This is a genomic window from Pseudomonas sp. 05L36, from assembly GCF_056398125.1.
Genome location: NZ_JBFTOU010000002.1, coordinates 227338 through 250798, shown reverse-complemented (window position 1 = coordinate 250798; position 23461 = coordinate 227338). Strand labels below are relative to the sequence as shown.

The 23461-nt window shown below is 60.3% G+C and carries 22 protein-coding genes; 8 read left to right on the top strand and 14 right to left on the bottom strand.

Annotated features, from left to right (window positions below):
- Positions 1–141: 141 nt before the first annotated feature.
- From AC1DKH_RS02950 to AC1DKH_RS02935, 4 genes are read right to left on the bottom strand one after another with little or no spacing between them, the layout of a single operon-like run.
- Positions 142–429: a DUF167 domain-containing protein gene (locus tag AC1DKH_RS02950; RefSeq protein ID WP_008019963.1), complete on the bottom strand. Its 288-nt coding sequence runs from the start codon at positions 427–429 to the stop codon at positions 142–144.
- Entirely contained in the window at positions 429–1016 is a 588-nt protein-coding gene (locus AC1DKH_RS02945) for a YggT family protein (protein WP_477752502.1), read from the bottom strand. The genes AC1DKH_RS02950 and AC1DKH_RS02945 overlap by 1 nt, the downstream gene beginning before the upstream one ends.
- Before the next feature lie 24 nt (positions 1017–1040).
- Positions 1041–1859 (bottom strand): pyrroline-5-carboxylate reductase, encoded by an 819-nt coding sequence (proC, locus tag AC1DKH_RS02940; RefSeq protein ID WP_477762932.1) that lies wholly within the window; start codon positions 1857–1859, stop codon positions 1041–1043.
- A gap of 35 nt (positions 1860–1894) precedes the next feature.
- A complete protein-coding gene (locus tag AC1DKH_RS02935; RefSeq protein ID WP_477797368.1) occupies positions 1895–2593 on the bottom strand; it encodes a YggS family pyridoxal phosphate-dependent enzyme in 699 nt (232 codons plus the stop codon).
- 56 nt (positions 2594–2649) lie between these two features.
- Here AC1DKH_RS02935 and AC1DKH_RS02930 point away from each other — a divergent pair, with 56 nt between their 5' ends.
- Positions 2650–3684 (top strand): type IV pilus twitching motility protein PilT, encoded by a 1035-nt coding sequence (locus AC1DKH_RS02930; protein ID WP_477752499.1) that lies wholly within the window; start codon positions 2650–2652, stop codon positions 3682–3684.
- A 57-nt stretch (positions 3685–3741) separates the two neighbouring features.
- Here the strand turns inward: AC1DKH_RS02930 and AC1DKH_RS02925 are convergent, their stop codons facing one another.
- Positions 3742–4362, bottom strand: a complete 621-nt coding sequence (locus AC1DKH_RS02925; RefSeq protein ID WP_477797367.1) for a C40 family peptidase — start codon at positions 4360–4362, stop codon at positions 3742–3744.
- 251 nt (positions 4363–4613) lie between these two features.
- On the opposite strand from AC1DKH_RS02925, the gene AC1DKH_RS02920 reads away from it, so the two are divergent.
- On the top strand, positions 4614–5033 hold the full coding sequence (locus AC1DKH_RS02920) for an NINE protein (RefSeq protein WP_477797366.1): 420 nt from the start codon (positions 4614–4616) through the stop codon (positions 5031–5033).
- 95 nt (positions 5034–5128) lie between these two features.
- Here AC1DKH_RS02920 and AC1DKH_RS02915 read toward each other — a convergent pair whose 3' ends face one another.
- From AC1DKH_RS02915 to gshB, 9 genes are all read right to left on the bottom strand, one after another.
- Positions 5129–5527, bottom strand: coding sequence for a hypothetical protein (locus AC1DKH_RS02915; RefSeq protein ID WP_477797365.1), 399 nt, complete (start codon positions 5525–5527; stop codon positions 5129–5131).
- Between the two features lie 50 nt (positions 5528–5577).
- Positions 5578–6567, bottom strand: coding sequence for a lipid II-degrading bacteriocin (locus AC1DKH_RS02910; protein WP_477797364.1), 990 nt, complete (start codon positions 6565–6567; stop codon positions 5578–5580).
- 413 nt (positions 6568–6980) lie between these two features.
- The gene (locus AC1DKH_RS02905) at positions 6981–8252 is read right to left on the bottom strand and encodes a dihydroorotase (protein ID WP_477797363.1); all 1272 of its coding nucleotides are present in this window, start codon (positions 8250–8252) and stop codon (positions 6981–6983) included.
- Positions 8249–9253 carry an aspartate carbamoyltransferase catalytic subunit gene (locus AC1DKH_RS02900; RefSeq protein ID WP_007939362.1) on the bottom strand — a complete coding sequence of 335 codons (1005 nt, stop codon included), beginning with the start codon at positions 9251–9253 and terminating at the stop codon, positions 8249–8251. Before AC1DKH_RS02900 ends, AC1DKH_RS02905 begins: the two co-directional genes overlap by 4 nt.
- A 27-nt stretch (positions 9254–9280) precedes the next feature.
- Positions 9281–9784, bottom strand: coding sequence for a bifunctional pyr operon transcriptional regulator/uracil phosphoribosyltransferase PyrR (pyrR, locus tag AC1DKH_RS02895; RefSeq protein WP_448109664.1), 504 nt, complete (start codon positions 9782–9784; stop codon positions 9281–9283).
- Positions 9785–9866: 82 nt separating this feature from the next.
- Positions 9867–10304: a Holliday junction resolvase RuvX gene (ruvX, locus tag AC1DKH_RS02890; RefSeq protein WP_057398155.1), complete on the bottom strand. Its 438-nt coding sequence runs from the start codon at positions 10302–10304 to the stop codon at positions 9867–9869.
- Positions 10304–10876 (bottom strand): YqgE/AlgH family protein, encoded by a 573-nt coding sequence (locus AC1DKH_RS02885; protein ID WP_477797362.1) that lies wholly within the window; start codon positions 10874–10876, stop codon positions 10304–10306. Before AC1DKH_RS02885 ends, ruvX begins: the two co-directional genes overlap by 1 nt.
- A 150-nt stretch (positions 10877–11026) precedes the next feature.
- The gene (locus AC1DKH_RS02880) at positions 11027–11926 is read right to left on the bottom strand and encodes a TonB family protein (RefSeq protein WP_477797361.1); all 900 of its coding nucleotides are present in this window, start codon (positions 11924–11926) and stop codon (positions 11027–11029) included.
- 64 nt (positions 11927–11990) lie between these two features.
- Entirely contained in the window at positions 11991–12944 is a 954-nt protein-coding gene (gene gshB / locus AC1DKH_RS02875) for a glutathione synthase (protein ID WP_477797360.1), read from the bottom strand.
- A 361-nt stretch (positions 12945–13305) separates the two neighbouring features.
- On the opposite strand from gshB, the gene pilG reads away from it, so the two are divergent.
- The 6 genes from pilG to AC1DKH_RS02845 all read left to right on the top strand — a co-directional run bounded on the left by pilG (position 13306) and on the right by AC1DKH_RS02845 (position 23416).
- Entirely contained in the window at positions 13306–13710 is a 405-nt protein-coding gene (pilG, locus tag AC1DKH_RS02870) for a twitching motility response regulator PilG (RefSeq protein WP_090451937.1), read from the top strand.
- Between the two features lie 57 nt (positions 13711–13767).
- A complete protein-coding gene (gene pilH, locus AC1DKH_RS02865) occupies positions 13768–14133 on the top strand; it encodes a twitching motility response regulator PilH (RefSeq protein ID WP_007897961.1) in 366 nt (121 codons plus the stop codon).
- 10 nt (positions 14134–14143) lie between these two features.
- A complete protein-coding gene (locus AC1DKH_RS02860; protein ID WP_477797359.1) occupies positions 14144–14683 on the top strand; it encodes a chemotaxis protein CheW in 540 nt (179 codons plus the stop codon).
- Between the two features lie 154 nt (positions 14684–14837).
- Positions 14838–16898 (top strand): methyl-accepting chemotaxis protein, encoded by a 2061-nt coding sequence (locus tag AC1DKH_RS02855; RefSeq protein WP_477752491.1) that lies wholly within the window; start codon positions 14838–14840, stop codon positions 16896–16898.
- 37 nt (positions 16899–16935) lie between these two features.
- Positions 16936–22956 (top strand): Hpt domain-containing protein, encoded by a 6021-nt coding sequence (locus AC1DKH_RS02850; protein WP_477797442.1) that lies wholly within the window; start codon positions 16936–16938, stop codon positions 22954–22956.
- Positions 22949–23416, top strand: a complete 468-nt coding sequence (locus tag AC1DKH_RS02845) for a chemotaxis protein CheW (RefSeq protein WP_477797358.1) — start codon at positions 22949–22951, stop codon at positions 23414–23416. Before AC1DKH_RS02850 ends, AC1DKH_RS02845 begins: the two co-directional genes overlap by 8 nt.
- Positions 23417–23461 lie beyond the last annotated feature (45 nt).

Here is a 23461-nt window from a genome sequence, read left to right as displayed (position 1 = left end):
AATGAGGCGTAAGTCTAAAGATCGCTGCCCCTAGCAGCAAGCTAACCCTTGCCCACTGTAGGAGCCGGCTTGCCGGCGAACCAGATGTCACGGTGTGTCAGTCACGCCGCCTTCGCTGGCAAGCCAGCTCCTACAGTAGGTTCAGCGTTCCAGTCCGGGCAAATCCGGCAGCTTCTTCGGTGAACAGATCCGCACCCGTTTCTGCCGGTTCAACTCACCACTGATCAGGCTGACCTGGCTCTTGGACACGCCAAAGGCCTTGGCCAGAAACGCCATCAGATAGGCGTTGGCCTTGCCCTCGACTGGCGGCGCGGTCAGGCGAATCTTCAGGCGATCGCCGTGCAGCCCGCAAAAATCATCACTGCGGGCTGCCGGTTGCAGGTGACACTCCAGAATCAGGTCGTCACCGTCCCAACGAAAGTAGCTCATCAGATCAGGCCGAGCAGCCCCTGCGGCATGAAGGCAAAGTACGCAAGGCGCGGGATCAGCCAGCTTTGCAGCAACTGGATCACAATGAACGCGAAGATCGGCGAGATGTCGAGACCACCCAGGTTAGGGATGATCCGGCGGAACGGTGCAAGGACCGGCTCAGTGATCTGAGCGACCAGTTCTGCGCCAGGGTTATGGCTGCCCGGTGCAACCCAGGACAGAATCACACTGATGATCATCGCGTAGAACAGAACATTCAAAAACAGCGAGAAAAGGGCGATCAGAGCCCAAGGCACCAACAGCAGCAAGTCGACCTCGAAGCCTTTGAGCAGCAGGATAACCGCCATCAGCACTATCTGCACGATCAGCGCCAGTACCAGTGACGACATGTCCAGCCCGAACATGCTCGGGATGACCCGGCGCAGAGGCTTGAGCAGTGGTTGCGTGGCCTTGACGATGAACTGGCAGAGCGGGTTGTAGAAATTCGCCCGAACCAGTTGCAGGATGAAGCGCATCAGTACGATCAGCAGGTACAGGCTGCCAAGGGTTTTAATGATGAAAATGGCAGCGTCATTGAGTCCAAGCATCGTTGATTCCTTTGTAAGAGCTGATTAGCGACCGAGTTGCTCAGCCATCTCGGCCGAGCGATGCGCGGCAGCACTGAGTGCTTGTTCGACCAGGGCTTCAAAGCCATTGGCCTGGAACGACTTGATTGCAGCTTCCGTGGTGCCCGCAGGCGAGGTGACACGGCGGCGCAACTCGGCGGCGTCGACGTCGCTGGAGACCGCCATGTGGGCGGCGCCCAAGGCGGTTTGCAAGGTCAGTTGCGCGGCGATGTCCGCCGGCAGGCCGAGTTTCACACCGGCGGCGGTCATGGCCTCGATCAACAGGAAGAAATACGCCGGGCCCGAGCCGGAAACGGCGGTGACGGCGTCCAGTTGCTGCTCTTCATTCAGCCACAGGGCGATGCCGACGGCGGACAGCAGTTCCTGGGCCTGCTGACGCTGTTCGGCTGTCACCTCGGCTGTTGCGAACAGGCCGCTCGCGCCCTGACGCACCAGCGCCGGGGTGTTGGGCATGCAGCGCACGATCGGCTGGGCGCCGAGCCAGTTGTTCATGCTGGCGCAGGTGATGCCCGCGGCAATCGAAACCACCAGTTGATTGGGCTTGAGGCTTGGGCGAATGGCTTCGCAAACGGCTTTCATCGCCTGGGGTTTGACCGCCAGGACAACGACGTCGGCGCCATCAATGGCCTGGGTGTTGTCGGCGAAGGTTTCGATGCCATGTTCAGCGCTCACGCGGGCGCGGGTTTCTTCGCCCGGATCGCTGGCGCGGATCTGTGCGGCTTCCAGACCCTTGGCCCGCAGGCCGCCGATCAGGCTGGCTGCCATGTTGCCGGCACCGATAAAGGCAATACGCATTTTGCTCATGTCAGGTCCTTATAAAGAGAGGTGTCGGCCATGGCTCATGGCTGGCCGTGCATTTGTGAAGAGCCGCGAGCGCCAAACAGGGCGGTACCGATCCGCACCCAAGTGGCACCCTGGGCAATGGCTGACTCGAGGTCGTGGCTCATGCCCATGGAAAGTGTGTCGAGCGGCAGGTTCAGGCTGGCTTGCAGGCTTTGCACGGCAGCGAAAGCGGCATCCTGGGCAGCGCGATCTTCAGTCGGCTCGGGGATTGCCATCAACCCGCGCAGTTTCAGGCGCGGCAGGTCGCTGATGGCGTTGGCCAGGGCCGGCAGGTCAGCCGGGGTGCAGCCGGATTTGCTGGCTTCACCACTGACATTGATCTGAATGCAGATGTTCAGGGGCGGAAAATCGGCGGGACGTTGTTCGGACAGGCGTTGTGCGATTTTCAGACGATCCACGGAATGCACCCAGTCGAAGTGCTCGGCGATAGCACGAGTCTTGTTCGATTGAATGGGGCCGATGAAGTGCCAGATCAAGGGCAGGTCGGCCAGTTCGAGCTGCTTGCCCAGCGCTTCCTGCAGGTAGTTCTCGCCAAAGTCGCGCAGGCCGGCGGCGTAGGCTTCACGTAGGTCTTGTGCGGGTTTGGTCTTGCTCACGGCCAGCAGATGGACGCTGTTTTCACCGCGGTTGGCGGCGAGTGTTGCGGCATGGATGCGCGAACTAACTTCGAGAATGTTGTCTGCTATGGTGGACATCAAGAGGCGCCAGCGGTCTGAAGGTTCGCGGCATTCTACTGGAATTGAGGGGCGCTATGGATATCACCGAACTGCTGGCATTCAGCGCGAAACAGGGCGCATCCGACCTGCACCTGTCTGCCGGCCTGCCGCCGATGATTCGGGTTGACGGTGATGTGCGGCGCATCAATCTGCCGGCCCTGGATCACCAACAGGTGCAGACGCTGATCCATGCCATCATGAATGACGCCCAGCGGGTGGATTTCGAGAAACATCTGGAAACCGATTTTTCCTTTGATGTGCCCGGTGTGGCGCGCTTTCGGGTCAATGCGTTCAATCAGAACCGTGGCGCGGGCGCTGTGTTTCGTACCATCCCGTCGAAAGTGCAGGGCATGGACGAACTGGGCATGGGGGACGTGTTTCGCAAAATGACCGACGCGCCCCGTGGCCTGGTGCTGGTGACTGGCCCGACCGGTTCCGGCAAGTCCACCACGCTGGCGGCGATGATCGATTACCTCAATTCCCATCGCCATCACCACATCCTCACCATCGAGGACCCTATCGAGTTTGTCCATGAGCCGCGCAAGTGCCTGATCAACCAGCGTGAAGTCCATCGCGATACTCGCAGCTTCGCCACCGCCTTGCGATCGGCACTGCGGGAAGACCCGGATGTGATTCTGGTGGGCGAGATGCGCGATCTGGAGACCATTCGCCTGGCGTTGACCGCCGCCGAAACCGGTCATCTGGTGTTCGGCACGCTGCACACCACGTCGGCGGCGAAAACCATCGATCGTGTGGTGGACGTGTTTCCGGGGGACGAGAAGTCGATGGTGCGATCGATGCTCTCCGAGTCGCTGCTGGCGGTGGTGTCCCAGACCCTGGTGAAGAAGATCGGCGGCGGGCGCATCGCGGCCCACGAAATCATGCTGGGGACGTCGGCGATCCGGAACCTGATCCGCGAGGACAAGGTGGCGCAGATGTACTCGGCGATTCAGTCGGGAGGGGCGCTGGGCATGCAGACGCTGGATATGAGCTTGAAGGACCTGGTGACCAAGGGCTTGATCAGTCGTGACCATGCGCGGGAGAAGGCGCGGTCACCGGATGGGTTTTGATGGCCCTGAAAGCAAAAGATCGTCCGAACGCGGCCCGATCCTTTGATCTTGCTTCAATCAGCGCTGAACAACCCGCAACTGATTCGGCTCTTTCGGCAGAACCCGCTTGGCAACCACGTAGTGGTTTTCCCAGTACGGTTTATTCAAAGTGTCGATGGACACCGACTTGCCGCGACGTGGCGCGTGGATGAAGCGATCGTTGCCCAGGTAAATGGCGACGTGATTGACCCGACGGCTCTTGATGTTGAAGAAAATCAGGTCGCCCGGCTTCAGGTCGTTGCGATCGACTTTTTCCCCATGACCGCTGGCCATGGCATTGGAGGTGCGTGGCAGGTCGAACGTAGCGTCGTTGAACGCGTACTTCACCAGGCCGCTGCAATCGAAGCCTTTGCTTGGGCTGCTGCCACCCCAACGATAGGGAGTGCCAAGGACGTTCACCGCGCGGCTCAGCACGTTGCTGCTTTCCTTGGTACCCATCGGTGGAACCAGGCCGCTTTTGTCGCTGGCCAGGGTCGGAGCATATTTGGCGGATTTTTTGTCTTTGCTCGAAGGAGCAGAAACATGGGATTTTGGGGTGTAACCATTAACGTTAGGAAGACGTTGCTCACGATTGGTGGCGTGGGCGGCCAGTGGCATCAAAAGGCAAATGGTTAGCCATGTCTTGAAAAATGAACGCATTAGGCAAGGCTCTTAATAAGTTAGCGCGCAACTTTATAACAGCTTTTTTGCCGCTTCCGAGGCCGTTGGTCGATTCAATCTGGAGGGCAATGGTGGCAAAAAAGCGGCAAAATGACGCAATTGTCGGACAGAAGTCCGGTGTTACAAGGCTTTGACGGGAGTGAAGGTAGCATTTGCCATACGTCGGATGCCTGTAAAAAAGTCACAAAGAATTAAAGAATATTTATCTATCGTCTGAATCGAGACCATTCATGAACCCCTATCAACAGGCTGTCCAGAAGCAAGACACCCACAGCAAAGTGATCGGTTACCTGCTGTGGATTTTCGGTTTTACCGGCGCTCATCGCTTCTATTACGGCAAACCGGTGACCGGGACGATCTGGTTCTTCACCTTTGGCTTGCTGGGGATCGGCTGGCTGATCGACCTTTTCCTGATCCCGGCGATGGATCGCGAGGCTGACCTGCGGTTTACCGCGGGTCCCATCGAATACAACGTGGCGTGGATCCTGCTGACGTTCCTCGGGGTGTTCGGCGTGCACCGGATGTATCAGGGGAAATGGATCAGCGGGTTGCTGTACCTGGTGACGGGTGGGCTGTTCTTTATTGGCGTGCTGTATGACTTCTGGACGTTGAATGACCAGGTGTCGGTGCGTAATGCGCAGAGTCGTTGATTTCTGCGGCGAGAGGGCAAACCCTCTCGCCGCAGGGTTTTACGTCTGGTGACTGATCCAGCTATCTGCCTGCTTGAGTTACAGCCTATGAGTGGTTACTGAAATGCTTTCAGTAATTGAAGTTGAAGCGTTAAAAATACCATTGTGCTGAAGCTGTAGAAGATTGAAATGATGAAGTGGTTTGGGGTGGCCCAGTAATTTATGCTGTCGGCGAGAATCGCAAGCGATGCAATTGCAATTATTAATGCTGATATTTTTATCAAGGTTGAATTGGTGTGGCGGGCTTTTCTGTATAAAAATATTTGCATTAGGTGAAATATGAATAACACTAAGCCCGCAATCAGGATTGCACCTATTGGTATTCCGATTGAGTCTCGATCTATGTCGTAAATGCCTGTGCTCAAATTTTTTTCTATGGTAAATATTGCTACGCTGGAAGTGATCGCTAAAAGTAAAGGGTAGATGTAGTTCAGGTGTTTGTAGAGAGTCTTCATGTGGGCTCTTCTTGAGTGCAGTCGATAGTTGAAAACTCTAAGGGATTTATCTAGAGCAGATCCGGCTGGAAGCCAGTTCCAGTTAGCCTTATTTTGTGCTCTCCTGTTATGTCGATTTCATAATCTGTTCCTGAGAATACCCTGCCTGCTGTGGTTAAAATCTCGAGTAGTGTTGATCTGTTGCTTTCGTTGAAGTCGTATAAGTCAGTATAGGCTTTTGCAGTTCCTTCAAAAATCCAAGAGCCGTTTTCTTCTCTTGTAAAATCTCCTTCGATTTTCAATGTTATTCGCCCTAGATAATGTCCTGTGATTTTGCTGTCGTCATTAGTGTCGTAAGGTACTTTTGGATCAGATAAATAGTACCTTCCAGATTCTCTGGTGCTGGCTATGGTGTTGGCTAGCAGCGGAATTTCACTCGCCTTTATGTCGAGGCCTATATTATTTATATTGACTCGCAGTTTCTCTCCATTGCCCCATAGGTAGTGAGCAAATGCTTTGACAGGGCTAAATGTTCCCCCTGATAGCTCGGTTGTTTGTGTTTCATATTTGATGTTGTACAGACTTGTCGATGCTACTTTGATCAGGGCGTCTAGGCTGCTTAGTTTTTGTTGTGCAGCGAAGGTGTCGGCAAGACTGAAGTTTACGAGTTTGTTCTTGAAATAGGCATGAGTGACGATCGAGGAGCTGTTTAGTAGGTAGTTGTCACTCTCCGTGATTTTCCAAAGGTCCTGAATAGCACCAAGGGCATCGTTGTTAATTGCTCTGCCCACCATTTGCAACTCATAGGTAAAGGCTTTTATACCGCTTTTCATTTCTAGCCAATCATGGAACATATCCATTTCGGCTGAGGAAATAACAGGGCCATCGCACAGTGGGAGTGAGTAAGTTTGCCCGTCGTTGGTGATGATGGCCTCACCTGCGCCCTGCCAATCTGCAATCCCATATGCCCCCCAGCTGAATCCAGGGTTAACAGTAAAACCGCCTGAATTTCCCGTTGTTCCTTTTATCACGATAGGAGGTAGAGTAAGTCCATTTTTCATGTGTTGCTCCTTGTTAGTGCTTTGTGTTCATGGTGTTTGTAGTGATGTTTCCTTGTGCTGTTTTTATGCTAGATGATAGGCGTTGAATCTGCATTCAATAACTTTGTAGGATATTTCTGTATGTTGCGAAGCTCTTTTCGCGCAGATGGTGAGAAGTCAGAAGCATCTGTTCATTGGATAGTTTTATTTACCATCGCTTGTAGAAGTATTCTTGATGCGGATGTGCTGTTTGGGGAAAGGCAGTGGAGGAGGGGCAGGAGGGCTATATGACTTCTGGACGTTGAATGACCAGGTTTCTGTGCGTAATGCGCAGAGTCGATAAGCGAAGATCAAAAGATCGCAGCCTGCGGCAGCTCCTACAGGGAAATGCATATTCCCGTGTAGGAGCTGCCGCAGGCTGCGATCTTTTGTTTTTAAGCCTGGTGGCTGATCCGCCCATCCACCAATGTGTAACGCACCACACCCGGCAGGCTGTGGCCAAAGAACGGGCAGTTTTCGCCCTTGGACAGCCAGCTTTCACCCGCCACGGTCGAGGCCGCCGGGTCGAACAGCACGATGTCCGCCGCACCACCCACCGCCAGTTTGCCTGCCGGCAGGCGCAAGGCCTCGGCAGGACCGGCGCTCAGGCGCTTGAGCAGTGTCGGCAGGTCCAGCAAGCCATCTTCGACCAGGGTCATTGCCAGTGGCAGCAGCAGTTCAACGCTGCTGATGCCTGGCTCGGTCGCGCCGAACGGTGCCAGTTTGGCGTCACGCTCATGGGGTTGGTGATGGCTGGAGATGGCCGAGATCACCCCCGATTTCACCGCTGCGCGCAGGCCTTCGCGGTCGGCGCGGGTGCGTAGCGGCGGTTGGACGTGATACAGGCTGCTGAAGTCGATCAGCGCTTCGTCGGTAAGGATCAGCTGGTACAGGGCGACATCCGCGGTCACCTTCAGGCCTCGGGCCTGGGCCTGGGCGATCAATTCAACACCGCGGGCGCTGGTGAGCTGGCTGAAGTGTGCGCGCACGCCGGTCTGTTCAACCAGCAGCAGATCGCGGGCCAGGGCGACGGTCTCGGCACTTTCCGGAATGCCCGGCAAGCCCAGGAAGCTGGCGGTCGGGCCTTCGTGAGCCAAGCCACCCTCGGCCAGGTCGTGATCCTGGGAGTTGAAAATCACCGTCAGGTCGAAGGTCGCTGCGTAGTCCAGCGCCCGGCACAGGGTGCGGGTGTTGCGGAAACTCTCCAGGCCATTGCCGAAGGCCACGCAACCGGCATCGCGCAGAGCGACGAGTTCGGCGAGCTGTTCACCGTCCAGGCCTTTACTCAGGGCGCCAATCGGGAAGACTTTGGTGTTGCCGGCCTCGCGGGCACGGTCGAGGATCAGTTCGGCCACCGCGGAAGTGTCCAGCACCGGTTTGGTCTTCGGCGGGCAGCACAGGCTGGTCACGCCGCCAGCCGCCGCTGCGCGGGTTTCGCTGACGATCGAGCCTTTGCGACTGTAACCCGGCTCGCGCAGGGCAACGTTGAGGTCTACCAGGCCGGGAGCGGCCACCAGGCCTTTGGCGTCGATTGTGTCGACGGCGATAAAACCGGCTGGCGCAGTGCCAAGGGCGACGACTTTGCAGGCTTCAATGTGGATATCGGTCACTTGATCCAGGCCACTGGCCGGATCGATCACGCGGGCGCCGAGAATGCTGAGCTTCACTGGGCGTTCTCCTGCTCGAATTGACGCTGGGCAGTCTGCCCGCTCATGGCCATGGACAGCACGGCCATACGAATGGCGATCCCGTAGGTCACCTGGTTGAGGATCACCGAATGCGGGCCGTCGGCCACTGCCGACTCGATTTCCACGCCACGGTTGATCGGCCCCGGGTGCATCACGATGGCATCGGGCTTGGCGCCGGCCAGGCGCGCGGTGGTCAGGCCGAACAGGCGGTAGAACTCGCCCTCGCTCGGCAGCAGGCCGCCGGTCATGCGTTCACGCTGCAGGCGCAGCATGATCACTACGTCGACGTCTTTCAGGCCTTCGGTCATGTCGGTGTAGACCTTCACGCCGTATTGCTCGATGCCGATCGGCAGCAGGGTTTTCGGCGCGATCACGCGGATGTCCGGGCAACCGAGGGTTTTCAGGGCCAGCATGTTCGAACGCGCGACCCGCGAATGCAGGATGTCGCCGACGATGGCCACCGAAAGGTTTTCGAACCCGCCCTTGTGCCGGCGGATGGTCAGCATGTCGAGCATGCCCTGGGTCGGGTGCGCGTGCCGGCCGTCGCCGCCGTTGATGATCGCCACTTGTGGGCAGACATGCTCGGCGATGAAGTGAGCGGCACCTGAATCACCGTGGCGCACGACGAACATGTCGGCAGCCATGGCTTCCAGGTTGCGCAGGGTGTCGAGCAGGGTTTCGCCCTTGCTCGCCGACGAGGTGGACACGTTGAGGGTGATCACGTCCGCCGAGAGCCGCTGGGCCGCCAGTTCGAAGGTGGTGCGGGTGCGGGTCGAGTTCTCGAAGAACACGTTGCACACGGTCTTGCCGCGCAGCAACGGGACCTTCTTGACGGCCCGGGCGCCGACTTCGAGGAAGGAATCGGCGGTGTCGAGGATTTCCGTCAGCAGCTCGCGGCGCAAACCGTCGAGCGAGAGGAAGTGGCGCAGCTGGCCCTGATCATTGAGCTGCAGCGGGCGCTTGGTTTCTAGAGGCGTCATCGCAAGGGGGACTCTCAATAGGGCGAATTAAAGGGCGAGGTCTTGCAGTTCGAGCGCGAGCTCGGGGCCGGACAGCTTCACCCGTTCGTGGGCCGCCAGCGACAGGGTGGCGCCCACCACGTTCGGGCGGATCGGCAATTCGCCGGCGTCCAGATCCAGCAGGCACACCAGCGTCACGCTGGCCGGGCGGCCGTAGTCGAACAGTTCGTTCATGGCGGCGCGGATGGTCCGGCCGCTCATCAGTACGTCGTCGATCAGTACCAGGTGCTGGCCTTCGATCTCGAACGGCAGCGCCGAAGGGCGAACCTGCGGGTGCAGGCCGTTCTGGCTGAAATCGTCGCGGTAGAAGGACACGTCCAGGGTGCCGAGGGGCTCATCGCTGCCCAATTCCTTGAGCAGGGCTTGGGCCACCCAGACGCCGCCGGTACGGATGCCGATGAAACGCGGGTCGCTGATGCCACGGTGCTCCAGGTGGGCCTTCAGGCGCGTGGCCATCTGGCTGATCAGTTCGGCGGGATTGGGCAGGCTCATGGTTGCTCCTTCTTGGGCCCGAGCCGGCTTGTGCGCAAGGTGGCTCGGGTTGTTGTAGCTAATAGAGGCGCGTAGCGGCTCTTCAGGATTCGAACAGTGCGCCATTCTCGTCGAGCCAGCCTTGCAGCAGCAGGGCGGCGGCGATGGCATCGACCGGGTTGTCGCGGTAACTGCCTTTCTGGCCGCCACGAGCCAGGCGTTCGCCCTTGGCCTCGAAGGTGGTCAGGCGTTCATCGTGGGTATAGAAGGGCAGGTTGAAGCGGCCGTTCAGGCGCCGGGCGAACTTTTCCGCGCGGGCGCACATGTCACTGGGGGTGCCGTCCATGTTCAACGGCAGGCCGACCACCACGGCATCGGGTTTCCACTCTTTGATGAGGGCTTCGACCTGGTTCCAGTCAGGAATGCCGTTCTGCGCCTTCAGCGTGCACAGCTCGCGGGCCTGGCCGGTGACCACCTGGCCGACCGCAACACCAATCTGTTTGGTGCCGTAGTCGAATCCGAGAATCAGCCGCAGGGCCATCAGGCGTGCCCCGCCTGGCTGGTCAGCAGGCTGAGGTTGATGCCCAGGTGCTTGGCCGCCGCTTCCAGGCGCAGTTCGCTGCTGGTGTTGAACAGGATGTCGGCGTCAAACGGGCAGGTCAGCCAGGCGTTCTGCGCCAGTTCGGCCTCCAGCTGCCCGGCTTCCCAGCCGGCATAGCCGAGGGCGATCAGGCTTTTTGCCGGGCCGACGCCGTCAGCGATGGCGAACAGTATGTCCTGGGTGGTCGACAGGGATAATTCGTCTTCCAGATCAACGGTTGCCTGGAAACTCAGCCCCTTGGGGTGAAGGACGAAGCCGCGATCTGTCTGCACCGGGCCGCCGATAAAGATCGGCACATGCTGGCAGAGCGCGGGCGGTTCGATATCCGGGCGCAATTGCTCAAGGATATCGGCCAGGTTCAGCTCTTGCGGACGGTTGACCACCAGCCCCATGGCACCATTGGCCGTGTGCTCGACGATGTAGGTCAAGGTGTGCGCAAAGTTCGGGTCGGCCATGTGTGGCATGGCGATCAGGAATTGATGCTTGAGGTAGCTGGGGCTGACGTTTTTCATGTGCGCTAGTGTGGCGTTCGAGGGGCAAACTGACAAGCTGGAGAGTCGATGTTTACTTGAGTTTGATTGTCTGTAGGAGCTGGCTTGCCAGCGAAGGCGATCTTGAAGGCGCATTCGCTGGCAAGCCAGCTCCTACAGGGGATATGCCGGTCAATTGCTGGAGAGCCTGTCCCCACGGGCAAACTTCCAGGTGCGGATGATCTCCAGCCGGTCAATATCCGACAAATCCCCGGTAAACGGCGCAAACGGTGCCGCCAGCCGGACGATCCGTTGCGCCGCCTGGTCCAGCAGCGGCTGGCCTGAGGACTCCAGCACCAGCACTTCATACAGCGAACCGTCGCGATTGATCGACACCATCAGGCGCAAGTTGCCGTAGATCTGTTTGCGCCGCGCTTCGTCAGGGTAATTGAGGTTACCGATGCGCTCGACTTTCTTGCGCCATTCGTCCTTGTACCAGGCGCCCTTGTCGCGCATGGTCGATGCTGCGCTCAAGCGGTGGATGCGCGGGCGCTTGGCGTACAGCTGTTGTTCGGCGGCCAGTTCCGCTTCGAGGCTGGCGATGTCGCTGGACAGTTGCTCACTGTCGAACGTCGGTGCCTGGACCTGGGGTTTGACCTCGGTCTTGGGCTCCTCGGTCTTGGCGGGGGCTTTTTTCGGTTTCGGTGCCACGGTGGTCACAGCCGCCTTGGGCGAAGCTTCCTGCGTTTCAGGCTTGGCGGCCGGCGGTGGCGTGACCTTTTGCACCTTGTTGTCCTGGAACGGCGCGACCTCGGTGGTCTTGGGAATCGCCTTTTTATCCAAGGTGCCGCTGCCTTGCTGATTCTGCTGGGCGAGGAAGTCGGCCTTTTCAGGCTTCTTTTCGCTTTTGAAGGTGGCGAGGGTGATTTCCAGGGTTTTACTGATCTGCTTGGGTTCGACCACTGCAAACCCGACACCCAACAGCAAGGCCAGGTGGATCAGCGCCGCCAGAAACAGGGTAAAACCGAGGCGATCGGCCGGGCGCACGCCACGGTGGGCGAGTTCGGCAGGCAGATCGGACGGGAGGGTCATGACAAGGAAACCAACATCGCGTTTTTACAGGCCGCGCATGATAACGCAATGTTGGTTTGGCTAATCAACGTGCCTTGAGCTTCTGATCGATGGCATCCATCAACAGGCCGCCGATGTCGGTGCCAAACGCATTATCAATCTCGCGAATGCAGGTCGGGCTGGTGACGTTGATCTCGGTCAGGTGCTCGCCGATCACGTCCAGGCCAACGAACAACAGGCCTTTTTCACGCAGGGTCGGGCCGACTTGCGCGGCGATCCAGCGGTCTTTGTCGGTCAGCGGGCGGGCTTCGCCACGGCCGCCGGCGGCGAGGTTGCCGCGGGTTTCGCCCTGGGCCGGAATCCGCGCCAGGCAATAATCCACAGGCTCGCCGTCAATCATCAGGATGCGCTTGTCGCCATCGACGATGGCCGGCAAGTAGCCCTGGATCATGATTTGCTGCTGGCCATGCAAGGTCAGGGTTTCGAGAATCACCGAGAGGTTCGGGTGGCCGGCGGTGTGGCGGAAAATCGAGGAGCCGCCCATGCCGTCCAGCGGCTTGAGAATCACATCGCCATGGTGGTCGGCGAATTCGCGCAGGACGTCTGGGCGACGGCTGACGATGGTCGGCGGCGTGCACTGCGGGAACAGTGTGGCGAACAGTTTTTCGTTGCAGTCGCGCAGGCTTTGCGGCTTGTTGACCACCAGCACACCGGCGCGCTCGGCCTGTTCCAGCAGATAAGTGGAGTAGACGAACTCCATGTCGAACGGCGGATCCTTGCGCATCAGGATCACGTCCAGATCGCTCAGCAGCACGTCGCTTTCGGCGCCCAGTTCGAACCATTTTTCCGGGTTGGCGAACACCTGCAGCGGACGCATCCGCGCCCGCGCCTGGCCTTCGCCCTGATACAGGTCGCGCTGTTCCATGTAGAACAGCTCCCAGCCACGCTTTTGCGCGGCCAGCAGCATGGCCAGCGAGCTATCCTTCTTATAGGAAATGCTGGCGATAGGGTCCATGACAATCCCGACGCGAACGCTCATTGGGTTTTCCTCTGAAGTGTGTGAGGCCTATGCCGATCCCTGTAGGAGCGAGCCTGCTCGCGATGGACTTCAGAACTCCGCGTTTGGCCTGCGGACACGCGTCATCGTTGGCGACCATCGCGAGCAGGCTCGCTCCCACAGAAGATCAGTCCGAAGGACCGTATAAAAAGTGGCGTCAGAGTGGCGCTGAGTGTGTTCCCGGTCAAGGAAAAACCACCTTGCGGGTCGGCCGATAGATTGGTTTTGGAGACTGTGCTAAAAAGGCTGCCAGATCGTGCCGGCCCTTGAGCATCAAGGGTTTCGAGCCGCGTTAACCGGCAAACGGACAATTTGTTTCGCAAAGGCGACGGTAGAGCATTTTATGGAACAGCACCCCAGCGCCTTGAAGGTCATGGTGATCGACGATTCGAAGACGATCCGTCGCACCGCCGAAACGCTGCTCAAGAACGTGGGTTGTGAGGTCATCACGGCCATCGACGGTTTTGATGCCCTGGCCAAGATTGTCGACAACCATCCCGGCATCATCTTTGTCGACATCATGATGCCGCGCCTGGATGGCTATCAGACCTGCGCCCTGATCAAGAACAACAGCGCGTTCAAGTCCACGCCGGTGATCATGCTGTCGTCCAAGGACGGGCTGTTCGACAAGGCCAAGGGGCGTATCGTCGGCTCCGACCAGTTTTTGACCAAGCCTTTCAGCAAGGAAGAATTGCTTGATGCGATCCAGGCCCATGTTCCTGGCTTCGCCGCCGTTTTGCCGCAGTAGGACACGCACAGTGACGCTCGGCCATCGGGCCCGGCGTCGACAAGAATGGGGAAGACCATGGCACGTATTCTGATCGTCGATGATTCGCCGACCGAAATGTACAAACTGACCGGCATGCTGGAAAAGCACGGTCATGAAGTGTTGAAAGCCGAAAACGGCGCCGACGGTGTGGCCCTGGCCCGCCAGGAAAAACCCGACGCGGTGCTGATGGACATTGTCATGCCCGGCCTCAACGGCTTCCAGGCGACCCGTCAGCTCACCAAGGATCCGGAAACCGGACACATCCCGGTGATCATCATCACCACCAAGGACCAGGAAACCGACAAGGTCTGGGGCACGCGTCAGGGCGCCAAGGATTACCTGACCAAGCCGGTCGATGAAGACACCCTGATCAAGACCCTGAATAACGTGCTGGCCGGTTGATCGTCAGGTCATGAACGAGTCGCTGACGGCTTTTGAACTGCTGCTGCAAATCGACCGGCGATGTCGTTTGCTGGCGGCGGACTTGCCGTCCCAGCCACCCCGGCGGGACAGCTGGAGCGGCATCGGTTTTCGCCTGGGCGAGCACTGGTATGTCGCGCCCATGAGCGAAGTCAGCGAAGTCCTGCACGAACCGCGCTTCACTCAGCTACCGGGGGTCAAACCCTGGGTCAAGGGTGTCGCCAACCTGCGCGGGCGTTTGCTGCCGGTCATGGACTTGTGCGGTTTCTTCGGGCACGAGCTTTCGGCGGTGCGCCGACAGCGGCGGGTGTTGGTGGTGGAACATGAAGAGGTGTTTGCCGGGTTGCTGGTCGATGAAGTCTTCGGCCTCCAGCACTTTGCCCAGGACAGCCTGGAACCGGTGCCGGCAGACGAGTTGAAGGGACCGGTGGCGGCGTTCGTCAAAGGCCGGTTTCAGCGCGAGCAGTGCTGGCAGGTGTTCAGCCCGTTTGCGTTGACGCAGTCCCAGGGGTTCATGAACGTCGCGGTGTAAACACGGACCTTTGTAGGAGCGAGCTTGCTCGCGATGGTGGATCAGTCGACACCCATGTAGCTGACGCTCCATCGTCGGAGCGCCGCCCGGAGCAAGCTCGCTCCTACAGGGATTTCGGCAAGCTGCCCAAAAGTGGGTTAACAGGCGAGGACCGATGATAAAAGCAAAAGCAGGCAAGCCATTGGAAGGGTCGCGCAGCCGGTCGCAGATTATCGTGCTGTTCATCGCGCTGATCGTCTTCATCATGCTGCTGTTCGCCAACTTCGCGTACCTCAACACCCAGGCTACCTACGACAAACAGTACATCGGCCACGCGGGCGAACTGCGCGTGCTGTCCCAGCGTATCGCCAAGAACGCCACCGAAGCCGCCGCCGGCAAGGCTGCCGCGTTCAAGTTGCTCAGCGATGCGCGCAACGATTTTGCCCAGCGCTGGGGTTACCTGAAGAAAGGCGACCCGGCCACCGGCCTGCCGCCGGCCCCTGCTACCGTGCGTCCGGAGATGCGCGCGGTGCAACAGGACTGGGAGCGCCTGCTGAAAAACACCGATGCGATTCTTTCCAGCGAGCAAACCGTACTGTCGCTGCATCAGGTCGCCGCGACCCTGGCCGAAACCGTGCCGCAGTTGCAGGTCGAGTACGAAAAAGTCGTCGAGATCCTCCTGCAACGGGGCGCCCCGGCGGCCCAGGTGGCCATGGCCCAGCGCCAGTCGCTGCTGGCCGAGCGGATCCTCGGCGCGGTCAACACGGTATTGGCCGGCGACGAAAATTCACAGCAGGCCGCCGATGCATTCGGGCGTGACGCAACGCAGTTTGGCAAGGTGCTCAACGGCATGCTCCAGGGCGACCCGGCGCTCAAGGTCAGCCAGGTCGAGGATCGTGACGCCCGTGCGCGTCTCGCGGAAATCTCCGAGCTGTTCGAATTCGTATCGGGTTCGGTGGACGAGATCCTCGAAACCTCACCGGAGCTGTTCAAGGTCCGCGAATCGGCCTCGAACATTTTCAGCCTGTCGCAAACCCTGCTCGACGAAGCCTCACACCTGGCCAGCGGGTTCGAAAACATGGTCGGCGGGCGCACCACCGACACCATAGGCGGTTATGTGCTGGGCTTGCTGGCGCTGGCTTCGATCATCCTGATCGGCATGGTGATGGTGCGCGAAACCAATCGTCAGTTGCACGAAACCGCCGAGAAAAACGAGCGTAACCAGAACGCGATCATGCGCTTGCTCGACGAGATCGAAGACCTGGCCGACGGCGACCTCACGGTGACGGCCTCGGTGACCGAAGACTTTACCGGCACCATCGCCGACTCGATCAATTACTCCGTCGACCAGCTGCGCGATCTGGTCGCGACCATCAACCTCACCGCCGGCCAGGTCGCCGCCGCCGTGCAGGAAACCCAGGCCACCGCCATGCATCTGGCCCAGGCGTCGGAACATCAGGCCCAGCAGATTTCCGAGGCATCCATGGCCATCAACGACATGGCCGAGTCCATCGACCAAGTGTCGGCCAACGCAGCGGAATCTTCGGCGGTTGCCGAACGCTCGGTGGAAATCGCCAACAAGGGCAACGAGGTGGTGCACAACACCATCCACGGCATGGACAACATTCGCGAGCAGATTCAGGACACCGCCAAGCGCATCAAGCGCCTGGGCGAGTCGTCCCAGGAAATCGGCGACATTGTCAGCCTGATCGATGACATTGCCGACCAGACCAACATCCTTGCCCTCAACGCGGCCATCCAGGCGTCCATGGCCGGTGACGCCGGTCGCGGTTTCGCCGTGGTCGCCGATGAAGTGCAGCGCCTGGCCGAGCGCTCATCCGCTGCCACTAGGCAGATCGAAACCCTGGTGCGGGCGATCCAGACCGACACCAACGAAGCGGTCATCTCCATGGAACAGACGACGACTGAAGTGGTGCGCGGCGCCCGTCTGGCGCAGGATGCAGGTGTGGCCCTGGAAGAAATCGAAGGCGTGTCCAAGACGCTCGCTGCGCTGATCCAGAGCATTTCCAATGCGGCGCAACAGCAGACGTCGTCGGCCGGTCAGATTTCCCTGACGATGAACGTGATCCAGCAGATCACCTCGCAGACCTCATCGGGTTCCACCGCCACGGCCGACAGCATCGGCAACCTGGCGAAAATGGCCAGTCAGTTGCGTCGTTCGGTGTCCGGTTTCACCTTGCCGGCGGCCAAGGCGCAGGCTGTGGACAAAGCGTGAATCGCCCGCAGGTAGAACTATGGTGACTGAAGTGGTTATGGGTGATCGGCACGACTATGTGGCCCTCGAATGGGTCAAGGGCGAGATTACCGAAACGCTGAAACAGGCTCATCACGCGATCGAAAACCTGCTCGATGACCCGCAGGCGACGCAAGCGCTGGATGCAAGCCTTTCGTGCATCCATCAGGTCCACGGCAGTTTGCAGATGGTCGAGTTCTACGGCGCGGCGTTGCTCGCCGAAGAAATGGAGCAACTGGCCATGGCCTTGCAGGGCAGCCGTGTCAGTCATCGCGACGAGGCGTTGCACCTGTTGATGCAGGCCCTGGGACAGCTGCCGATCTACCTCGACCGGGTGCAAGGCGCGCGCCGCGACTTGCCACTGGTGGTGTTGCCCCTGATCAATGACCTGCGCAGCGCCCGTGGCGAAAGCCTGTTGTCGGAAACCAGTCTGTTCAGCCCGCAATTGCCCGAGTTGCCGACGTTGGACGCAGAAACGCTGGCGCAGCTGGAACCGGCCGAATTGCCCAATGTGCTGCGCAAGCTGCGGCAGATGCTGCAAATGGCGCTGGTCGGATTCCTGCGTGAACAGGACCATGAAACCACCCTCGATTACCTGGCCAAGGTCTTCACTCACCTCGAAGCACTGTGCGCCAATGCACCCCTGAGCCCGTTATGGCAGGTGGCATCGGCGCTGGTCGAGGGCATGCAGGGCGGTGCGATCGCCAACAGCCCGGCCTTGCGCAGCCTGTTCAAGGATGCCGACAAGGAACTCAAGCGCCTGCTCGAACAAGGCATGCACGGCATCAACCAACCGGCCCCGCCGGAGCTGCTCAAGAGTTTGCTGTTCTACATTGCCAAGGCCGAACAACCCACCGGGCAGATGCTGACCATGAAAGAACGCTACTCACTGGACGACGCGCTGCCCGACAGCGCGATGGTCGATGAAGAACGCGCGCGGCTGGCCGGTCCCGACCGTGACGCCATGCGCTCGGTGCTGGCAGCGCTGTGCGAAGAGCTGGTGCGGGTCAAGGAGCGTCTGGACCTGTTCGTGCGCAGTGACCGCCAGCACACCTCTGATCTCGACAGCCTGCTGGCGCCGCTGCGGCAAATCGCCGACACCCTGGCGGTCCTGGGCTTCGGCCAGCCGCGCAAGGTGATCATCGATCAATTGGCGGTGGTGCTCAGCCTCGCCCAAGGCCAGCGCGAACCCAACGATGCGATCCTCATGGACGTTGCCGGGGCCTTGCTGTACGTCGAAGCGACGCTGGCCGGCATGGTCGGTACCGTGGAGCCGGAGAGCCCGGATGACAACCGCCTGCCGACCACCGACCTGACGCAGATCCATCAGATCGTGATCAAGGAGGCCCGCATCTGTTTGCTGCAGGCCAAGGACATGATCGTCGACTACATCGACGCCGATTGGGACCGCCAGCATTTGCAGGCGCTGCCGGCCTTGCTGACCCAGGTGCGCGGCGCGCTGGCGATGATCCCGCTGGGCCGGGCGGCGAGCCTGGTCGAAACCTGCAATCACTTTATCCGCGAGCACCTGTTGCTCGAACCGGGTCAACCGGGCTGGCAGGAACTGGACAGCCTGGCCGACGTGATCACCAGCATCGAGTACTACCTCGAGCGCCTCAGCGATGACCCGCAAGCGCAAGGTGAAAACCTGCTCGATGTCGCGGAAAAAAGCCTGGCCGGCCTCGGGTTTTTCCCCAGTGAGCAGCATGTGCCAGTGCTTGATGATGTGCTCAACCCGAGCGATGCGCAGGTCATGCAGATGATGCAGGAGCAGGATGATCCGCAGATCGTCCAGACCCTGGCCGACGTGCTTGCCAGCCCGGTTTCGAGCCTGAACCCACCCGCCCTGAACACTCCGGGCAGCCTGCTGCCGCCGCCAGCGGGCGAAGAACCGGTGGACGAGGAACTGCGTGAGGTGTTCCTCGAAGAAACCGACGAAGTCCTGGAGATCCTGCGCGAGTACTTGCCGCGCTGTTCGGTCAACCCTGACGACCGCTCGGCCCTGAGTGAGCTGCGCCGTGCCTTCCATACCCTCAAGGGCAGTGGCCGCATGGTGCGCGCTCTGGTGCTGGGCGAGCTGGCCTGGGCCGTGGAAAACCTGCTCAATCGCGTACTGGAAGGCAGCGTGGAACCGGGCGCTACGGTGCAGCAACTGATCGGCGATGTGCTGCAGCTGCTTCCGGAGCTAGTGGCTGAATACGCCGCCAATGCCCAGTGCCAGCGCAGCGATGTCGATCAATTGGCTGCCCGCGCCCATGCCCTGGCCAAGGGCGATGAGCCGGTGTCCGATGAGGATACGCAGGATGTCGCGGCCCTCGACCCGCTGTTGCTGGAGATCTTCCGCAAAGAGGCCGAAACCCACTTGGGCAGCCTCAATCGCTTCCTTGATCTGGCCGCCGAACATGTGCCGTTGCAGGCCAGCGACGAATTGCAGCGCGCCTTGCACACCCTCAAGGGCAGCGCCTATATGGCCGGTGTGTTGCCGATTGCCGAACTGGCCGCACCGCTGGATCAACTGGCCCGGGAATACAAGGCACACCTGATCGCGCTGGATCTGGATGAAGTCGAATTGCTGCTGGAGGCAGAAGGACTGTTCCGCCTCGGCTTACGCCAGCTCAAACGCGATCCGCTGGCGGAAATTCCCGGCGCCCAAGGTTTGACCGAGCGAGCCAAGGCGTTGCTGGCAGAGCGACTGGAAAACCTCCTGAGCACACCGAACACCGGGCTGCGGATCAAGCGCGATCCGCAGCTGATCAACAACTTCCTCGCCCAGGGCATGGACATCCTGCTGGACGCCGAAAGCCTGTTGCAGCGTTGGCAGCAACACCCCGGCGAGCGTCAGGAACTCAGCGCGCTGCTGGACGAACTGACCACCCTCGGCGAAGGCGCCCATCTGGCCGACCTGCACCCGGTGGATGAGTTGTGCGAAGCATTGCTCGATCTCTACGGTGCCGTGGAAGAAAGCAGCCTCGCGGTCAGCGAGCGGTTTTTCCATGAGGCACAGGGTGCCCATGAAGCGCTGATCAACATGCTCGACGAACTGGCCGCCGGCCAGGAAGTCAGCCCGCAGCCGCAACGGATCAGGGCCTTGCGCGAACTGCTCGACGAGAGCCTCGACCCGTCGGCCGTGGGCCTGATCCGCAGCGATGGCAGCCGGAGCCTGAGCATCCGCGAATTGGGTACGGCCACCGCCGAACTGGAGCACACGCTACCCCCTGCACCTGTAGGAGCGAGCTCGCTCGCGATGGACTCAAAGGCGCCGCGTTTATCCAATGACAACACGTCATCGTTAACGCCCATCGCGAGCGAGCTCGCTCCTACAGGAGAGGGGTGCGGGCTGGACGATGAAATCGTGGCGATCTTCCTTGAAGAAGCGGTGGATATCCTCGAAAGCGCCGGTCAGGCCTTGCAGCGTTGGTTGCGCGACCCGGACAACGCCGCGCCGCTGGTGTCCCTGCAACGGGATTTGCATACCCTCAAGGGCGGCGCACGCATGGCCGAGGTCGGGCCGGTCGGCGATCTGGCCCATGAGCTGGAAAGCCTTTACCAGGGCCTGGTGGACCGTCGTTATGCCTTCAGCGATTCACTGGCGGTGCTGCTGCAACAGAGCCATGAGCGACTGGCGTTGTACCTTGAACAGTTGCAGCCCAACCAGCCGCTGGACGATTCCCGTGAGCTGATCGAAGCCATTCGTGCCTACCGTCAAGGGCATGCGGGTATCGCCGAGGCGGCCCGGCAGGCGACCGGCAACGACTCGGCTGCGCATGATCCGCAATTGCTGGAAATATTCCTCGAGGAAGGTTTCGACATCATCGAAAGCTCCGGGGCGGCGCTGGAACGCTGGCAGGCCCAGCCTTCGAGTCGTCAGGAAGTGGAAACCCTGTTGCGCGACCTGCATACCCTCAAGGGCGGTGCGCGCATGGTGGAAATCGCCGCGATTGGCGATCTGGCCCATGAACTGGAGTTCCTCTACGAAGGCCTGTCTACCGGCGTGTTGCAACCGACGGAGCCGTTGTTCGCGCTGTTGCAGCGCAGCCATGACCGCCTGGCGCAGATGCTCGATGCGGCCCGCGCCGGTGAGCCGATGCCGCCGGCCGACCGTTTGATCGATGCGATCAAGAACTTCAGCCACCCGGCCGTGCCTGAAGCGCCCGTGCCGGTTGCGCCGCCGACCATACCCAAGGCCGAGCCGCCGGCGCCGCCGTCCGATGCCGGCGCGGACATGGTCAAGGTCTCGGCGGAGCTGCTCGACGATCTGGTCAACCTGGCCGGTGAAACATCGATCTTCCGTGGCCGGATCGAACAGCAGGTCAACGATGCGCACATCGCCCTGAATGAGATGGAGACCACCATCGAGCGCATGCGCGACCAGTTGCGCCGCCTCGACACCGAAACCCAGGGGCGGATCCTCAGCCGCCAGCAAGTCGATGCCGAACGCCTGGGTTACGAGGAGTTCGACCCGCTGGAAATGGACCGCCACTCACAGTTGCAGCAACTGTCCCGGGCTCTGTTCGAATCGGCCTCTGACTTGCTCGACCTCAAGGAAACCCTCGAACGACGCAATCACGACACGGAAAACCTGCTGCAACAGCAGGGCCGCATCAATACCGAACTGCAGGAAGGCCTGATGCGCACGCGCATGGTGCCGTTCGAACGCATGCTCCCGCGTTTACAGCGCATCGTCCGGCAGGTGTCCAGCGAACTGGGCAAGGACGTGGATTTCATCGTCGACAACGCCGAAGGCGAGATGGATCGCAACGTTCTCGAACGTATGGCCGCGCCGCTGGAACACATGCTGCGCAACGCCGTCGATCACGGCCTGGAGTCCGTCGACGTGCGGCTGGCGACGGGGAAACCGGCCAAGGGCAAAATCACCCTCGATCTGCTGCGCGAAGGCGGCGACATCATTTTCGACATCCGCGACGATGGCGCGGGTGTACCGCTGGACGCGGTGCGGCGCAAGGCGATCAAGCGCGGCCTGCTCGCCCCGGACAGTGTCATCAGTGATCACGATGTGTTGCAGTTCATCCTGCAACCGGGGTTTTCCACCGCCGAAAAAATCACCCAGATTTCCGGTCGCGGTGTTGGCATGGACGTGGTGCACGAAGAGGTGCGGCAACTGGGCGGCACCATGAGCATCGACTCGGTGCCGGGGCAGGGCGTGCATTTCCGCATTCGCCTGCCGTTCACCGTATCGGTCAATCGGGCGCTGATGGTGCAGTGCGGTGAGGACCAATACGCGATCCCGCTCAATACCATCGACGGCATCGTGCGTGTCCTGCCCAATGAACTCGAAGGGTATTTCCGTTTCGATTCGCCAACCTACGAATACGCCGGGCAACGTTACGAGCTGTGCTATCTGGGTGAGCTGCTGAAAACCAGCCCGCGCCCGAAACTGTTGGGTCAGAGCCTGCCGTTTCCGGTGCTGCTGGTGCAGTGCAACGAACGGCACATCGCGGTGCTGGTGGACGCCATGGCCGGCACTCGCGAAATTGTGGTCAAGAGCCTGGGGCCGCAGTTTGCGGCGGTGCAAGGGGTGTCCGGGGCGACGATTCTCGGGGACGGCCGGGTGGTGCTGATTCTGGATTTGCTGGCGCCGATCCGTGCCATGCAGGCCCGTGTGCCCCAGCGTCCGGCAGGACAAGAGGTCGAGGCCGAACCGCATCGGCCGCTGCTGGTGATGGTGGTCGACGACTCGGTCACCGTGCGCAAGGTCACCAGCCGCTTGCTCGAACGCCACGGCATGAACGTGCTGACCGCCAAGGATGGAGTCGATGCCATGCTGCTGCTGGAAGAACACGTGCCCGACCTGATGCTGCTGGACATCGAGATGCCGCGCATGGATGGCTTCGAAGTCGCGACCCAGGTGCGCAATGACGAACGTCTGCGACACCTGCCGATCATCATGATCACCTCCCGCACCGGACAGAAACACCGTGACCGCGCCATGGCCATCGGCGTCAACGACTACCTTGGCAAGCCGTACCAGGAATCGGTGCTGCTCGAAAGCATCGCCTTGTGGAGCAAGACCCATGCTTGAGCACCGCACCAGCAACCTCACCGGCCTGCTGCTGCCATTGGCCGACCGCAACCTGATCCTGCCCAACGTCGCCGTTGCCGAGCTGATCGACTACCAGCAGCCGGGGACCTTCGACCTGGACACACCGCCGTGGTACCTGGGCCTGGTGATGTGGCGCGACCGGCAGATTCCTCTGTTGAGTTTCGAGTCGGCATGTGCGCAGAAAACCGTCATCGGCGAACGTGCGCGGATCGTGATCCTCAACGCCCTCGGCGGGCGCCCCGAGCTGAAGTTCATCGCACTATTGGTGCAGGGCATTCCGCGCTCCTGCAAGCTCGACAGCCAGTTGAGTTATGTGGATGTGCCGTTGTGTGCGCTGGAGCAGGCGGCGGTGCAGGTGGGCGAGCAGGTGGCCAAGGTGCCGGATCTGTTGGCGCTGGAGGCGTTGTTGGTGGATGCCGGGTTAATCAACGGATCCTGATTCAGCGGTGATCTGACCGGCCTCTTCGTCGGATCGCCGCCCGGA

Bases quoted from the DNA above. Each gene is read 5' to 3' on its own strand.
- AC1DKH_RS02950 (WP_008019963.1), bottom strand. From the start codon at position 429: ATGAGCTACTTTCGTTGGGACGGTGACGACCTGATTCTGGAGTGTCAC.
- AC1DKH_RS02945 (WP_477752502.1), bottom strand. From the start codon at position 1,016: ATGCTTGGACTCAATGACGCTGCCATTTTCATCATTAAAACCCTTGGC.
- proC (WP_477762932.1), bottom strand. From the start codon at position 1,859: ATGAGCAAAATGCGTATTGCCTTTATCGGTGCCGGCAACATGGCAGCC.
- AC1DKH_RS02935 (WP_477797368.1), bottom strand. From the start codon at position 2,593: ATGTCCACCATAGCAGACAACATTCTCGAAGTTAGTTCGCGCATCCAT.
- AC1DKH_RS02930 (WP_477752499.1), top strand. From the start codon at position 2,650: ATGGATATCACCGAACTGCTGGCATTCAGCGCGAAACAGGGCGCATCC.
- AC1DKH_RS02925 (WP_477797367.1), bottom strand. From the start codon at position 4,362: ATGCGTTCATTTTTCAAGACATGGCTAACCATTTGCCTTTTGATGCCA.
- AC1DKH_RS02920 (WP_477797366.1), top strand. From the start codon at position 4,614: ATGAACCCCTATCAACAGGCTGTCCAGAAGCAAGACACCCACAGCAAA.
- AC1DKH_RS02915 (WP_477797365.1), bottom strand. From the start codon at position 5,527: ATGAAGACTCTCTACAAACACCTGAACTACATCTACCCTTTACTTTTA.
- AC1DKH_RS02910 (WP_477797364.1), bottom strand. From the start codon at position 6,567: ATGAAAAATGGACTTACTCTACCTCCTATCGTGATAAAAGGAACAACG.
- AC1DKH_RS02900 (WP_007939362.1), bottom strand. From the start codon at position 9,253: ATGACGCCTCTAGAAACCAAGCGCCCGCTGCAGCTCAATGATCAGGGC.
- pyrR (WP_448109664.1), bottom strand. From the start codon at position 9,784: ATGAGCCTGCCCAATCCCGCCGAACTGATCAGCCAGATGGCCACGCGC.
- ruvX (WP_057398155.1), bottom strand. From the start codon at position 10,304: ATGGCCCTGCGGCTGATTCTCGGATTCGACTACGGCACCAAACAGATT.
- AC1DKH_RS02885 (WP_477797362.1), bottom strand. From the start codon at position 10,876: ATGAAAAACGTCAGCCCCAGCTACCTCAAGCATCAATTCCTGATCGCC.
- AC1DKH_RS02880 (WP_477797361.1), bottom strand. From the start codon at position 11,926: ATGACCCTCCCGTCCGATCTGCCTGCCGAACTCGCCCACCGTGGCGTG.
- gshB (WP_477797360.1), bottom strand. From the start codon at position 12,944: ATGAGCGTTCGCGTCGGGATTGTCATGGACCCTATCGCCAGCATTTCC.
- pilG (WP_090451937.1), top strand. From the start codon at position 13,306: ATGGAACAGCACCCCAGCGCCTTGAAGGTCATGGTGATCGACGATTCG.
- pilH (WP_007897961.1), top strand. From the start codon at position 13,768: ATGGCACGTATTCTGATCGTCGATGATTCGCCGACCGAAATGTACAAA.
- AC1DKH_RS02860 (WP_477797359.1), top strand. From the start codon at position 14,144: ATGAACGAGTCGCTGACGGCTTTTGAACTGCTGCTGCAAATCGACCGG.
- AC1DKH_RS02855 (WP_477752491.1), top strand. From the start codon at position 14,838: ATGATAAAAGCAAAAGCAGGCAAGCCATTGGAAGGGTCGCGCAGCCGG.
- AC1DKH_RS02850 (WP_477797442.1), top strand. From the start codon at position 16,936: ATGGGTGATCGGCACGACTATGTGGCCCTCGAATGGGTCAAGGGCGAG.
- AC1DKH_RS02845 (WP_477797358.1), top strand. From the start codon at position 22,949: ATGCTTGAGCACCGCACCAGCAACCTCACCGGCCTGCTGCTGCCATTG.